Origin of the sequence: Lysinibacillus fusiformis (assembly GCF_016925635.1) — a bacterium.
Taxonomy (GTDB): Bacteria; Bacillota; Bacilli; order Bacillales_A; family Planococcaceae; genus Lysinibacillus; species Lysinibacillus fusiformis_F.
The window spans coordinates 601,069-615,819 of the sequence record NZ_CP070490.1; the positions used below are offsets into that span (position 1 = coordinate 601,069).

Consider the following 14,751-nt stretch of genomic DNA (forward strand, 5'->3'; position numbering starts at 1 on the left):
AAATAGTTTATGCCTCTCTTTTTTTATTATGTTAATAAATGATTAATTTCATGCTAAAAGTTCAAATAAAAAAGAAGCCTTCCTTTTAAGAAGACTTCTTTCTCAAGATTTTTATTGTAATAATTTTCGTCTCAGCAATTTATCCGCGCCATTGCGTGGAAGACTGTCTGTGACAATCATTTCTTTAGGTACTTTATATTTAGCAAGTTTCTGTATACAAAAGGCTTGTAGTTGCTCAACAGATACCTGCTCATTTAACACGATAAATGCAATAGGTACCTGTCCCCATTGCTCATCAGGCATACCACATACACCCGCTTCTTTGATTGCTGGATGTGTGAGTAGCACATTTTCTATTTCTGCAGGATAAATATTTTCTCCCCCTGAAATAATTAAATCTGCCCTTCGATCAATGACAAATAAGTAACCTTCCTCATCTAAATAACCAATATCGCCAGTATGAAGCCAGCCAGCCATCGTTGCATTTTTTTGTGCAAAACGTCCAATATAGCCAGGTGTGACATGTGGGCCACGAATACAAATTTCCCCTTCGCCTTTAGCATTTGGCTCAGCAATCTTTATTTGATTATAAAATAAAGGCTTTCCAGCAGAACCAATTTTCCGCATAGCGTCTTCACTTGCCAATGTGGCTGTTTGTGAGGAGGTTTCTGTCATCCCATATGTTTGTGCGACAGCTAAATTTAACGCATGCGCTCTCGCTAAGTAATCCACGGGTACAGGCCCACCTCCAGCTAGCATCAGCTTAAAATGAGGTGAAGCTTTCGCATTGCATTGCTCTAGTGTATGTAGAATACGTTCCAAGGTCACCGCTACAACAGACATATGGGTAACATCCCCATCCATAATATTTTGCGCGATAGCTTCCACATCAAATTGATTATATAAAACGACTTGATTGCCATATAGCAGCGACCGCACTAATATGGAAAATCCACTAATATGAAATAAAGGTACAGCACATAACCAAACATCCTGAGCCTGCAGCCCAATATTTAAAACGGAGGCAGTCGCACTAGCCTGATGATTTCCAACCGTTTGGCGAACTCCTTTTGGAAAGCCCGTTGTACCCGAAGTATACATAATCGTTGTTGTTTGATGAAGAGGCCATTCCTTGACAATCTCTAGTGCACCCTCTGCCCCCTCTTCAATCGCTGAAAATAAATGATAGGCTGTTTCAGATGGCAGCTTTTCTACATCCTCATCTGCAATCAACACTGCCACAGCCTCTGAATCCTCTAGCTGATAAGCCAGCTCTTCCTGTGATAGTCTGCGATTAAGCATCACCATCTCACATTGCAAATGCATGCAGGCATACATCATGATCACAAGCTCAGGCTTACTTGGCCCCATGATAGCAATTCGATCACCCTGTTGAATACCGAGTGCCACTAATTGTCGAGCACGTTTTAACGATTCATCATTTAATTCTTGAAAAGTCCAGCTTCGCTTTTTAAAAGTCAGTGCCTTGCGTAATGGTGTTAAATAAGCTCGTTGTAAAATCCAATTAGGATACATCTTTGTCACTCCAATCACCCTACATCTTAACGCTTTCCTGTCTAGTTTGTCTATTAATCCACGGGGTATCTACCACTTTAGTGTGTCTATCTATCACCCTTATTACAAGTCACTCTATCCTTCACATTTTACGTGCTATCCCCTACTTTGAGCATTTTATCCACCTCTTAGCTGCTTCTAACCGCTACTTTTAGCTTTTTAACCACCTCTTAGCTGCTTCTATCCGCTACTTTTAGCTTTCTATCCAACACTCTTATTACAACCCGATTAAGTCCATATAATTGTGTAAAAAGAAAAGGGGTCATTTTCTCTCCTCTTGGTTAGAATGTTTTCAACCACGAACACATTTTAAGAGAGGTAGATTAAAAATGACCCAGTTACAGTTTAACCTAGACATGGATCTTTTAAAAGATTCCGTTATGAATTCCACTATTGATGCTGTTGTAAAGTCAGCTATTATTTTAGTCTTAAATGAATTTATGGAAAAAGAAAGAGATGCCTTCCTTCATGCATCTGCCTATGAACGTTCTAATGAGCGTCGTGATTACCGTAATGGGTACTATGAACGTGAACTGACTATGAGTATTGGTAAGATAAAACTAAAAGTTCCTAGAACGCGTCATGGTGAATTTTCTCCTACTGTTTTTGACAAGTATGCACGTTGTGATCAGGCATTTGTTCTTTCTATGCTGGAGATGGTTATTAATGGCGTCTCTACACGAAAAGTCACACATATTGTAGAACAACTTTGCGGCGAATCCGTTTCTAAATCTTTTGTTTCTTCACTCACACAGAAACTGGATCCGATCGTGAACGAATGGGCAAATCGTCCATTAAACACCATGTATTATCCTTTTGTTTTTGTAGATGCCATGTACATAAAAGTACGTGAACATCAACGTGTCGTATCAAAAGCTGTTTATATCGCTACGGCCATTACGGAAGAAAATAAACGCGAAATTATCGGTTTAAGTGTGGATCATGTTGAAAGTTTTGATAGTTGGAGCTCTTTTTTTAAACAACTCAAATCACGTGGACTTCAATCACCTCAACTAGTGATTTCAGATGCTCATCAAGGGCTTCAAAAAGCGATACAGCGTGAATTTATCGGCACTGCTTGGCAAAGATGTAATGTGCATTTTAAACGAAATATTATCGAGAAGCTTCCTAAAAAAGACTCCGTCGATATCCGAATGATGATGAAGCGCATTTTTGAAGCCGTAACCCTTGAAGATATTCGAAAGTTTAAGGATGAATTAATGGACCAATTTGGAAATAATCCAAAGTACGAAAAAGCTCTTACTATCTTAGATGAAGGTTTCGAAGATACCATCCAATACATGAATTATCCAGCAGATATACGCTGTCATATTCGAAGTACAAATTCACTTGAACGATTAAATCAAGAAGTGCGTAGAAGAGAAAAGGTCATACGAATCTTTCCAAATACGCAGTCTGCCTTTCGATTGGTAGGTGCTATTTTAATGCAGTATCAAGAAACGATTTACTCAAAGAAAAAAGGTTTAACCAAATAGAACAAGTATTTTTCAACGTATCTTCCATTCATGGAGTATTCCACAAGCAGTAAAGGCTATCAAAGTGAAAAGAGCCTTTGACAGCCTTTACTGCCTGTGGAGATATAAACCCATGGAAGTTACGGGCAAAAAAATGGTAGTGTTGTTAAATGGATAAACAAAATTTGGCTACACCAATCAAGAGCTATGAATAAACGCTAGGTTGAAAACTTCTGTATAGAATTTTACACAATAATTAGGACTTGACTTACAACCCTACTCTATCCTTCACATTTCAGATGCTATCCGCTACTTTGAGCTTTTTAACCACCTCTTAGCTGCTTCTAACCACCACTTTTAACTTTCTATCCAACACTCTTATTACAACCCCACTCTATCCTTCACACTTCAGATGCTATCCGCTACTTTTAGCTTTTTAACCACTGCTTAGCCGCTTCTATCCGCAACTTTAAGCTTTCTATCCACCAATCCTCCTCATTCATATACAAAAAGCTCGTATCTCCAAAAAGATACGAGCTTTACACCCTTTACTAATCAAGGGAATCTTGGGAATTGACCGAAATCTGGTTGACGTTTTTCTTTGAATGCGTCGCGACCTTCTTTTGCTTCATCAGTTGTGTAGTAAAGAAGTGTAGCGTCACCAGCCATTTGTTGAAGACCTGCTAAACCGTCTGTATCTGCATTCATCGCTGCTTTTAAGAAGCGTAGTGCAGTTGGTGACATTTGAAGCATTTCTTCACACCATTGAACTGTTTCATCTTCCAATTGCGCATAAGGCACAACTGTATTGACTAAGCCCATATCAAGTGCTTGTTGTGCATCGTATTGACGGCAAAGGTACCAAATTTCGCGTGCCTTTTTATGACCAATAATACGAGCAAGATAGCCTGAGCCATAGCCAGCATCGAATGAACCTACTTTTGGTCCAGTTTGTCCAAAGCGAGCATTGTCCGCAGCAATTGTTAAGTCACAGACAACATGTAAAACATGTCCTCCACCAATTGCATAACCTGCAACCATTGCCACTACAGGTTTTGGAATCACACGGATTAAACGTTGTAAATCAAGAACGTTTAGACGTGGGATTTCATCATCCCCTACGTAGCCACCGTGACCGCGAACTTTTTGGTCTCCGCCTGAGCAGAAAGCATGTTCACCTTCACCAGTTAGAATAATAACACCGATATTTTTATCATCGCGTGCACGTGAGAATGCGTCAATCATTTCCATAACCGTTTTTGGGCGGAATGCATTACGCACTTCTGGACGGTTAATCGTAATTTTTGCGATACCGTTATAGAACTCATACTTAATGTCTTCATAAGTATGTAGTGTAGTCCATTGACGTGTCATTGAATTGCCTCCTATAGCATTAAATTCGTCTCGTTTCTAGCGAGGCGCTAACGTAATCGTTATATTACGTTAAATACTCCTCTACTATTGTAGCAAACTCAGCGGGATTTTCCACATGAATTGCATGTCCTGCGTCATTTACTGTTAAATGCTTAACAGTATTTAAGAACGCTTTCATTTCTAGTGCAATTTTACAAAATTTCTCATCCAATGCTCCAGTAATTAACAGGACAGGTATTTCTAGTTGCGCCAGTCTATCCCAGTTTGAAGGTTGAACTCCTGTCCCAATACCTCTCAAGCTTCCTGCGAGTCCCTCTTCTTTCTGTGAAAGCCTTTCGACTCGAATGACTTCTCTTACACTTTTAGATAGACGTTGCTGTGAAGCAAAAAGCGATATGTTTTCCCATGCATTGACAAATGACCATATACCATTTGTCATTATTTTTTGTGCCAGTGCTTCATCTCGCTTACAACGTTCATTTTGCTCTTCGATTGTTCGTAAGCCAGGAGAAGCACTTTCTAAAATGAGCTGATGAATGCGACCTGGATACGTAATGGCATAGGATAAAGCGATTCTTCCACCCATCGAATAGCCTAACAGCGTAAATTTCTCTAAATTGAGTTGGCAAAATAGTTCTTCTAAATCCTGCAATTGCTCCTCCATAGAAAAACGCTGTACGTGCTGTGGAATAGCTGTTTGACCATGCCCAATTAAATCAATGGCAATAACACGAACATGAGGAAGAGCTTGTGCTAGACTATGCCATGTTGCCGTACTACCTGTAAATCCATGCAACGCAACGAGCGTGTGTTCACCATTTTCATTCCATATGTCAACATGGGTTTCAAGCCCCCGAATCATCCATTTTGTCATGCTTTTAACTCCGCATTAATTCGATTCCAAAGTCCTCGATGCGCATTCACATTCTCGGTTCTATCTGTAAATATTTCAACCAATCGTAAAGAACGTTTCTTATTTGTTGAAAATTTCTCGGAAAGCTCGTCAATTGATTCCACACGTACATAGTCCATATCATACATATGGGCAATATCACGGAATTCAAGGGCTGTTGGTGTGCCAAATAAATCCTCATAATGATCTTCAACAGTTGACTGTGGTAAGTAAGAAAAAATACCTCCACCATCATTATTCATCACAATAATCGTTAAGTTACATTCCTGATATCTGGAAGCAATCAGTCCATTGACATCATGTAAAAAGGCTAGATCACCAATCAGTAAAAAACTTTCTCGATTATTTCCTTGACTGAAACCGATAGCTGTTGATACTACCCCATCGATTCCGTTCGTGCCTCGATTGGCAAAAACACGTAGATCTTTCGGTGTAGCCAATAAAAATGTATCGATATCACGTACTGGCATACTACTGCTAACGAAAATATCACTACCGTCAGGAATCATTTTGAGTAAACGACTGACTATGGCCCCTTCATCTTTTTCTACCTCTGAGTATTGCTCAATATGCATAGTAGCAAGCTGATTCGCTTTTTGCCATTCAGCTAAGTAGGTTTCCTCAATAGCTGTTTCAGTGGTAGCTAATTCTGTCAGCCACTGATCGATATTCGCATGAATAAAATGCGTAGATACGCCCGTAGCATCTCTAAACATAGGGTCTTCATCAATAATCACATAGGCATTGGGCTGTGTTTTTGTTATAAATTGCATAATAAATTTCGAAACAGGCTGTGCTCCTATTCGGATTACTGTATCTGGTTGCACCAGTGCCTTGAAGTCATCACTCTTCATAATGGCATCATAGGTTGTCACGATATATGGTAAACAATCCTCTGGTACGGATGTACGCATATTCGATAAACTTTCCACAATGACAGGCCACTTCAGCTGACGCATAAATTGCCAAACAATGGATAAATCTGTACCAAGAGCTAACTCACCAATAATCATAAAGCCTCTTTTAGTTGATTGTAGAATAGAGGAAAGTTCCTGCTGATCAGTAGTCGTAGGGGTTAATTGTCCCATACTGCTGTGCTTAAACGTCACTGCTGGTAGATCCTGCTGTAAATCAATTAATAAAGGCTCACGGAAAGGTACATTGATATGTACTGGTCCAAAAGGTGCACTCGTTGCAATGGCTACCGCACGAGCAAGATGACGCTCAATAAAAGGCAATGTTGGTTCAGCACCATCTGCTAAGGGAAAATCAACACTCCATTTCACATGTGAACCATATAAATTAGGCTGATTGATAGCCTGTGGAGCGCCTACCTCACGTAATTCATGTGGGCGATCAGCTGTTATGATAATCAATGGTACACGTGCATAGCTTGCCTCCACAATCGCAGGAAAATAGTTTGCTGCCGCAGTACCAGATGTACATAAGAGAACTACTGGTTTAGCAGTTGCCTTAGCCAGCCCTAGCGCAAAGAACGCAGCTGAGCGTTCATCTACCTGCCGATACATTTTTACCTGTTTAGTGGAAGCAACCGCATAAGCAAGCGGTGTTGAACGTGAGCCTGGGCTGACGACAACATTTTCTACACCAGCCTGCACTAGCGATGCGACCATTTTATAAACATAATCTGTTAGTATTTTTCGTTCACTCATGCAATTGTCCCCCTAGCGCACGAAGCATTGGACGGAATTTGACTAATGTTTCTTCATATTCAGATTGTGGTTCTGAATCTGCGACGATCCCACCGCCCGCATATAAATAAGCTTTATCACTTAGTAAGGCAGCTGAACGTATGGCAACTGCAAATTCACCGTTACCCTCTGCATCTAGCCAGCCTATTGGCGCAGCATACAGCCCTCGATTCATCGGCTCATATTTGCGAATGGCCGCCATTGCTTCTGTGCGCGGTACACCACCTAAAGCGGGTGTTGGATGTAATGATTTAGTCAGTTGTAGGATTGTTGCGTCCTGATTTAACTGACCTTCTACAGGTGTATATAAATGTTGAATATCCCGTATTTTTAATAAGCGTGGTCTATCTGGCACCGTCATGTCCATGCAATTTTTACGGAATGTATCCGCAATCATATCGACAACATACTGGTGTTCTCCGCCATTTTTAGGATCATTTAATAAACTTTGCCCATAAGCCTCATCTTCCTCTGCTGTTTTACCTCGTTTAATCGAGCCAGCAATACAAGAAGAAAATGCACGACCCTCTTCTACTTTCACAAGACGTTCGGGTGATGCTCCAAAAAACAATAAATTTCTATGCTCTAAGCCGAATAAATAGCTTTCTGGTTGCTCATGAATAATTTGGGAAAGCACTTGTGGTGCAGATATATGCTCTTTAAATTGCAAAGCAAGCGAGCGTGCAATGACCACTTTATCTGCCTTTTTCTCCTTAATTAATGCCGTCACTTGATCAATTGAGGCTAGATAAGGTTCCTTATATGGCTCAAAATAACTTGTGATTTCAGGTTTTGTATACGTTTTCACTTCTTTAACCTGAGCCGCATGAATTAAATGATCTCGCTCTTTTCTTAGAGCTTCGAACTGCCCCTCAGCCTGCTGATCTTGTGTCAAAAGATGAATACTCACGTATGCTTTATCATCACGTATCACAAGCTGAAACGTTGCTAATGCAAAATAAGCCTCTGGAAAATCCGTCCATTCCCCATCCACATTATTTTGAGGATCAAATGTAAAGCCACCAAACAAAATAGGTTGTAGCTCTCTTTGACCTTTTAGACAGTTTTTCGTTAATTTTTTCCATTCCGCTTCTACAGCATCAAAGCGGTCATCTTTAGCGTTGTTTTGAATGGTATGAGCATGTCCTAGTCCAACTAATGTCATTGTTTTTTCTCTATTTTGCCAATAAAATCGTTCACCTTTATAACATTCTTCGCCTGCTGCATAGAACGCCAGTGCAGAAAGGCGACTTACTTCAATTGTTTCCATATAAAAATGAAGGCTTTGGCCCAAAGAGTCCACTTCTACTTCTGTGGCTTGGTACCACTTCTGTTGCATGAAAATTACCTCCGTTGTTGCAATGTACATAATGAATGATGGTTAAAACACATCATATTTTGGTTGGCAACACAGTTATTCGTACTGTTGCTAACCGCTCTTTTTTTATTTTCAGATCATAAATGCATGTTCTATTGTATCACTTTTTTTCATTAAACAGTATGTAATAAGCTGTGAACCTACCCATTTTCTCAATCTTCGTTTAAAATAAGAAGAGTCGACAACATTTGAAGGAGAGAAAGACCTTATGACCAAAGTCATTGAAGCTGATAGGGGTTTTAAAGTTTGGTGGCATTTAACACGCCCACATACTTTAACCGCTTCATTTGTTCCAGTATTCCTAGGAACAGCTATTGCCTTATCAATTGATAAAGAAACAATTGATTTTGGACTATTTTTTGCTATGCTTATTGCAAGTATGCTTATCCAAGCAGCAACGAATATGTTCAATGAATATTATGATTACAAATTAGGATTAGATAACGAGCATTCTGTTGGGATTGGCGGTACGATTGTCCGTCATGGTGTACAGCCAAAAACAATTATGATGATTGCATTAAGCTTTTATGCTATTGCCATGCTTCTTGGCATTTACATATGTGCCTCAACGTCTTGGTGGTTAGCAGCTGTCGGACTTGTTTGTATGCTTATTGGCTTCTTATATACAGGTGGACCGTACCCAATCGCCTATTCTCCATTTGGTGAAATTGTCTCTGGCGCAGTAATGGGTATGGGCATTGTATTAATTGCCTTTTATATTCAAACGCTTACAGTAACACTGGATGCTGTGTTGCTTTCTGTACCAAGCATGATTTTAGTCGGTGCCATTATGCTATCGAACAATATTCGTGATATTGTTGGTGATACAGAGGGCGGACGAAAGACCTTGGCTATTTTGGTAGGACGTGATAATGCGATTTCCGTGTTATCAGGCTTTTTTATCGTCTCCTATTTATGGGTGATCGCTCTTGTAGCAGTTGATGGTATTACATTTTGGGCATTAATCATCTTCCTAAGTATTCCAAAACCATTACGTGCCATTCAAATTTTCCGAGACAAAAAAGAAGCCAAAGAGGTAATGCCTGCGATGAAATATACAGCGCAAACAAATACATTCTTCGGCTTCCTATTAGGAATCGGTTTATTATTTCATTATTTCTTTTATTAAAGATGCAGCAGCCTTAAAGGGTTGCTGTTTTTTTTACATAGCGTCGGAAATTTAGACTTGCAATACCATACACTTCTTCATCTGAAAAACGTGTGCGTAATGCCTCTAGTAAATTTTGCGCTTCTCCTGCATGTGCTAAGCCACTAACAGTCCTATCAATTCCATCAAAATCGGAGCCTAATCCTATATGCTCTACACCTACTAGTTTCGCTAAATGCTCCACATGCCCCACTAAATGGTCTAGTGTTGCATCTTTTCCAATAAAGAGTGGGAAATAAACAACATGGATATGTCCTCCATGCTCTACAAGTGCCTTTGCCTGCGCATCTGTTAAATTGCGTGGATGGTCACATAGTGCACGTGCATTACTATGGCTTGCAATAATATGCTTCGCTAACGGCAAGACATCCCAAAAGCTTTGCTCATTTAGATGGGAGACATCAATAATCATATCGCGCTCATTTAATAATTGTATAACTTCTTTACCAAATGGCTTTAATCCAAGGGTTGCATCCTGTTCAGCGCCATGAGCTACAGCATTTTCTTCATTCCACGTTAAACCTACTAATTTCACGCCCGCATCCAGTACAGCTGTTAGCTTCGTTAAATCTTCGCCAATGGCACTACAGCCCTCTAAGCTTAAAACAGCTCCTATTTCATGTGGAGCTAATTGGTCTAACTGTGCCCAATCTGTAATATGCACCATGCCCTCTGTTTGTAAAACATGAGTATGGAATACTTCGATTTGACGCATGACCTCAAGAAATTGCAAATTTTGCGGGATTTTTGGGTCAATAAAGATGGCGAACACTTGAGTCTCTACTTGCCCTAATTGCAATCTTTTTTGATTGGCATGTATACGCACATCCTCAGCAAAATTCGCCGTTTCAAGAGTAGTTAATTTTAAAAGTGCATCACAGTGTAAATCAATGATCTTCATATCCTCACCTCTACAGTTATTATACTGCTTTCGTGAGGAAAAACTTACTAAATTTTATCTTGTGGTGTATCAGAAGAGCCAAATTCCTCAAGCTCAATGAAATCATCTGATTTTGGTGTTGAGGATAGCACATCTTCTTCCACTGGTCGTAAATTTTCTTCTTTCTGCTCTGCATGCTCCACGCAGGTCAGAGCTTTAGGCATAGCCTCTAAGCGTCCTAATGGAATCTCTTCACCGCAGACAACACATTTACCGTATTTTCCGTCTGCCATTGCTTGAAGGGCCTTTTTAATTTCCTCCACAGTGTCTTCACGATGCTCATCCATAGCCATTTCTGTCAATTGATCCGTTAAATCACTGGCATTATCAGCGGGGTGATTATCATAATTAGATAGCTCTGTCGCTTGAGGACGCTCAGATTCCTCAAGTCGCTGTTCTATTTCTTGTAATTCTTGCTCTAGTTGTCTTTTTAATTGTTGCATTACTTGTTGATCCACAAAAATCTCCTCCTCATGCTTTCATTTTTTCCTAATTTACGATTTCTAAAACATGTCAGCATAAGGAAGACCTATTTATTTACTTGTATAAGCTATAATGGCGTCATGTAAAAATTGCGCTGCTCCTGTTGCCCCTCGCTCATCATAATAAGCCGTAAAACGTTCATCAGCTATATACATTTGTGCCAGCCCAGCATGTGCCACTTTGGAATATTCTTTCCACGTAAAACTCAGCCAACGTTTATGCAACTCTGCTACTTCCATCGCAATGTCACTTGTAGTATCTCCAAGCTCCATTGCTTCGGCTAAACGCTCAAACATTTGCTGCTCTAACTGTTGCATCGCCTGATATTGTTGCTCTGTCATATTCATAAGCTTAGCATTGGATGCATCCACTGTTTCATCCCCATATTTCTCACGTATTTCTTGGCCGTACTGCTTTTCGTTATCCTCGATTAACTTTTCTTTAAAACCTTTAAATTTCTCTTCATTTGACATTGGTTGTTCCTCCTCAATGGATTGTATTGTTTTTTCTACTGTCTGTAAGATTGTTTCCAACTGTTTCTTGCGTTGAAGCAAAGCATCTCTATGTGTTTTAAGCGCCTCGGCATGCTGAAAATTAGGTGCCTGAATAATAGCCTGAATCGTCACTAACTTCATATCTAATGCGCGGTAAAATAAAATCTGCTGCAACATATCGACCTCCCATTGGCCATAAAATCGATAGCCCGCCTCATTGGTTCTTGCTGGTTTCAGCAACCCAATTTCATCGTAATAGCGCAATGTTCTTGTACTAATACCTGACAACTGAGCAAGCTCCTGAATGGTATATTCCATGTAATCACCTCCATTAATGCTACTGTAAGCTTTGACGCAACGTTAAGGTCAAGAGCAAAATGAAAAAAATTTTTCATTCCATATACACCCTTCAAATTAATATAATTCCATAAATACCTATAAAGCTATATTTTCAAGCCGATATGAATAGTAAATATTTCACAGGGGTGTGATAAGGTGAAGTGTCCTAATTGTCAGCATGAAAATCTTATAGACAGTAAATTTTGCTCGGATTGTGGTAATAAGCTCATAAATCCATCATTTCCAAAACAAGGTATCCCAACATGGGCAATTATCGTACTTTCAATCTGTTTTATTGCAATAGGCGGTCTAGGTTATGCATATTGGGATTTTTTTAATGATAAAAAGAGCTATACCACCGCTTACTCGGAAATTAACGATAATCAAAAGATAAATGCACAACAAGTTTCTTCAGAAGAACTCACCAAAAAACAAGAAGCTCATGCACAGCAGGTTGATCGTGTCACCCTTATAAAGGAAATACAACAAAAAGTCTTCACTGTCCTAACTAACAATAGTCAAGGCTCTGGCTTCCTATATAAAAAGGGTGGATATGTTATTACAAATGCTCATGTTATCCAAGGTGAAGTTGATGTAATGATTCGTAATGCAAATGGTCAAGAATTTCCAGGTACTGTTATCGGTATATCTGATCGCTATGATATTGCTTTAATAAAGGTGCCTAACTACCAAGACACAGAGCCATTAGGCATGGAGACTGTAGAATCACCTATAGGTCTAGAAGTCATTGCATTTGGTAGTCCACAAGGTTTTGAAAATTCGGCTTCTATTGGCTATATAACAGGTAATAAACGTGATATGAAACTTGAAAATTTTATTTATAAGCAAATTTATCAGGTAGATGCACAAATTGATAAAGGTAGCAGCGGTGGCCCATTAGTTGATGTTAATACAGGCAAAGTAATTGGAATTAACTCACTACTTTATACAACTGATACAAGTACTAACTTTGCCTTTTCCATTCCTCTTTATAGTATGCTTGATCAATTTGATGGATGGATTGCTAAACCACTTTCTGCAAATGAGGTTCGGGCTATTGCGAATGTTTATGAAGGTAGTCAACAGTCTACCATTGAAACAAAACCCACCAACGAAACAGACGCCTTACTAGCAGGTCAATTCGTGCAAGCATTCCGTCTCTATTATGAAATGGCACTCAATGATGGTGATTTTTATTGGATAGCTGATATGCTTTCACCTGGCAGTACAGCATATCAAGAATTGGAGAAATACATTAATGAGATTGCCTATCAGGGTCATTACTTCTATTTTACAAACAATGACGTGCTAGATGTACAATACTCAAATGGTCAATATTATGTTGACATGAACGAAACTTTTGATTTTTATGATACACAAGGTAATTACCAATTCTATGATCGCTATAAAACTTATACAGTTATTACGGATGATTATGGTGCTTATAAAATTGCCAACATTAAGATACATCAATAAAACCTTTTACAAAGTAAAATAGCAAGCTAGTTCATCACTAGTTTGCTATTGGTTCGCATATTTCCCATGCCATACTATTTGTCGATAGTTCTCTTTATCTGTGTCACCCTCTGTATTAATAAACAGCACCCTCGCATGTTCATTTAGGTGTAAGGCATTTTTTAATTCCTTATATTGTTCATTTGTCATTATTTCATAAAAGCAACCAAATGGCGCCGCTCCTGATTCACCAGCTATAATGCGAGTGTCTGTGTCTAATGGATTGCCAAGAACGCGCATACCTGTAGCTGCTATTTCTTCCTCGCAGGAGATACTTATTTTTGTAGAGGCTTTTAAGATTTGCCAAGCCTGTGGATTCGGTTCACCGCAAGCAAGCCCTGCCATAATCGTTTGCATCTCCCCGCCAACAGAGACAAATTGATCCGTATTTTTTTTAAAGCTTTCATAATAGCAATTAGCGACATGAGGCTCAACCAATACAAAAGTAACTTCCTGCTCATAGTATTGCTGTAAAAACGCCACTACCGCTCCTGCAAAGGATCCTACACCTGCTTGCAAAAATACATGTGTCGGGGCTAGCTGTATCTGTTCAACAATCTCCTGCACAATAGTTGTGTAACCTTGCATAATCCATAATGGAATTTCTTCATAGCCATCCCACATTGTATCCTGAACCAGTACCCAGCCATTTTCTTGTGCAAGCTGTGAGGTATAACGAACAGTATCGTCATAATTCATTGTCGTAATTTCAGCAAAAGCCCCTTCACTTTTAATATGCTGCAAACGCTCAGCCGCGCTGCCAGCTGGCATATATATTCGCGCTTGAAAACCCAGTTCTCTAGCTGCCCATGCAACACCACGACCATGATTACCATCTGTCGTTGAAATAAATGTTAAATCGCCTACTTTTGCTTTTACTTCCGGAGATTTTAACTGTTCAAACGATAGCTCCTTTATATTCCTCCCAAGCTTATTGGCAATATATTGCGCAATTGCATAAATACCGCCTAATACTTTAAAGGCATTTAAACCAAATCGATAAGATTCATCTTTAACAATGATTTTTTCTACACCCATATATGAAGCAAGTGCCTCAAGATGATGGAGAGGTGTCTGCTCAAATCGCTCATATGTACGCTGAAATTGACCAACCTTCTTTACTTGTTCCAGTGTAAAATATGATAGTAATGGTGAGCCATGGTTTGTGTTGTCTAGCTGATTGTGCACCCACTTTAATTTTTCCTTCATACCTATCTCCCCCTTTACTAATAGCTTAGTCGATCTAGCTTTAAAATACAAAATTTATTACCAAAATTAAACAGGGGTAGTCAGAGCAAGCAAATATATCAGTTATACACTGGTTTTGGACCTACAAACACCGAGAATTCCAATCTAAACCTCCAGAAAAACAATAAACCCTTACA

The 14,751-nt window shown here is 39.4% G+C and carries 12 protein-coding genes; 3 read left to right on the plus strand and 9 right to left on the minus strand.

The window, feature by feature from the left end:
- Nucleotides 1-111: 111 nt before the first annotated feature.
- Nucleotides 112-1,536: an o-succinylbenzoate--CoA ligase gene (locus JTI58_RS02895; protein WP_205447062.1), complete on the minus strand. Its 1,425-nt coding sequence runs from the start codon at nucleotides 1,534-1,536 to the stop codon at nucleotides 112-114.
- Between the two features lie 368 nt (nucleotides 1,537-1,904).
- Between JTI58_RS02895 and JTI58_RS02900 the strand changes: the two genes are divergently transcribed.
- Nucleotides 1,905-3,071 carry an IS256 family transposase gene (locus JTI58_RS02900; protein WP_066037801.1) on the plus strand — a complete coding sequence of 389 codons (1,167 nt, stop codon included), beginning with the start codon at nucleotides 1,905-1,907 and terminating at the stop codon, nucleotides 3,069-3,071.
- Nucleotides 3,072-3,605: 534 nt separating this feature from the next.
- Here JTI58_RS02900 and menB read toward each other — a convergent pair.
- The 4 genes from menB to JTI58_RS02920 all read right to left on the minus strand — a co-directional run bounded on the left by menB (nucleotide 3,606) and on the right by JTI58_RS02920 (nucleotide 8,388).
- Nucleotides 3,606-4,424 (minus strand): 1,4-dihydroxy-2-naphthoyl-CoA synthase, encoded by an 819-nt coding sequence (menB, locus tag JTI58_RS02905; RefSeq protein ID WP_205445140.1) that lies wholly within the window; start codon nucleotides 4,422-4,424, stop codon nucleotides 3,606-3,608.
- Nucleotides 4,425-4,488: 64 nt separating this feature from the next.
- The gene (gene menH / locus JTI58_RS02910; RefSeq protein WP_205445142.1) at nucleotides 4,489-5,298 is read right to left on the minus strand and encodes a 2-succinyl-6-hydroxy-2,4-cyclohexadiene-1-carboxylate synthase; all 810 of its coding nucleotides are present in this window, start codon (nucleotides 5,296-5,298) and stop codon (nucleotides 4,489-4,491) included.
- Nucleotides 5,295-7,010, minus strand: a complete 1,716-nt coding sequence (gene menD, locus JTI58_RS02915) for a 2-succinyl-5-enolpyruvyl-6-hydroxy-3-cyclohexene-1-carboxylic-acid synthase (protein ID WP_205445144.1) — start codon at nucleotides 7,008-7,010, stop codon at nucleotides 5,295-5,297. Before menD ends, menH begins: the two co-directional genes overlap by 4 nt.
- The gene (locus tag JTI58_RS02920) at nucleotides 7,003-8,388 is read right to left on the minus strand and encodes an isochorismate synthase (RefSeq protein WP_205445145.1); all 1,386 of its coding nucleotides are present in this window, start codon (nucleotides 8,386-8,388) and stop codon (nucleotides 7,003-7,005) included. The genes menD and JTI58_RS02920 overlap by 8 nt, the downstream gene beginning before the upstream one ends.
- A 247-nt stretch (nucleotides 8,389-8,635) precedes the next feature.
- On the opposite strand from JTI58_RS02920, the gene JTI58_RS02925 reads away from it, so the two are divergent.
- Nucleotides 8,636-9,556 (plus strand): 1,4-dihydroxy-2-naphthoate polyprenyltransferase, encoded by a 921-nt coding sequence (locus JTI58_RS02925; protein WP_205445146.1) that lies wholly within the window; start codon nucleotides 8,636-8,638, stop codon nucleotides 9,554-9,556.
- 13 nt (nucleotides 9,557-9,569) lie between these two features.
- On the opposite strand, the gene JTI58_RS02930 is transcribed toward JTI58_RS02925, so the two are convergent.
- The 3 genes from JTI58_RS02930 to JTI58_RS02940 all read right to left on the minus strand — a co-directional run bounded on the left by JTI58_RS02930 (nucleotide 9,570) and on the right by JTI58_RS02940 (nucleotide 11,830).
- Nucleotides 9,570-10,496 carry a dipeptidase gene (locus tag JTI58_RS02930; RefSeq protein ID WP_205445148.1) on the minus strand — a complete coding sequence of 309 codons (927 nt, stop codon included), beginning with the start codon at nucleotides 10,494-10,496 and terminating at the stop codon, nucleotides 9,570-9,572.
- 47 nt (nucleotides 10,497-10,543) lie between these two features.
- Nucleotides 10,544-10,993 (minus strand): TraR/DksA C4-type zinc finger protein, encoded by a 450-nt coding sequence (locus JTI58_RS02935; RefSeq protein WP_205445149.1) that lies wholly within the window; start codon nucleotides 10,991-10,993, stop codon nucleotides 10,544-10,546.
- 75 nt (nucleotides 10,994-11,068) lie between these two features.
- Nucleotides 11,069-11,830 (minus strand): MerR family transcriptional regulator, encoded by a 762-nt coding sequence (locus JTI58_RS02940; RefSeq protein ID WP_205445151.1) that lies wholly within the window; start codon nucleotides 11,828-11,830, stop codon nucleotides 11,069-11,071.
- Between the two features lie 177 nt (nucleotides 11,831-12,007).
- Between JTI58_RS02940 and JTI58_RS02945 the strand changes: the two genes are divergently transcribed.
- Nucleotides 12,008-13,327 carry a trypsin-like peptidase domain-containing protein gene (locus tag JTI58_RS02945; protein WP_205445153.1) on the plus strand — a complete coding sequence of 440 codons (1,320 nt, stop codon included), beginning with the start codon at nucleotides 12,008-12,010 and terminating at the stop codon, nucleotides 13,325-13,327.
- Between the two features lie 45 nt (nucleotides 13,328-13,372).
- Here the strand turns inward: JTI58_RS02945 and JTI58_RS02950 are convergent, their stop codons facing one another.
- The gene (locus JTI58_RS02950; protein ID WP_205445154.1) at nucleotides 13,373-14,575 is read right to left on the minus strand and encodes a diaminopropionate ammonia-lyase; all 1,203 of its coding nucleotides are present in this window, start codon (nucleotides 14,573-14,575) and stop codon (nucleotides 13,373-13,375) included.
- Between the last annotated feature and the right edge of the window lie 176 nt (nucleotides 14,576-14,751).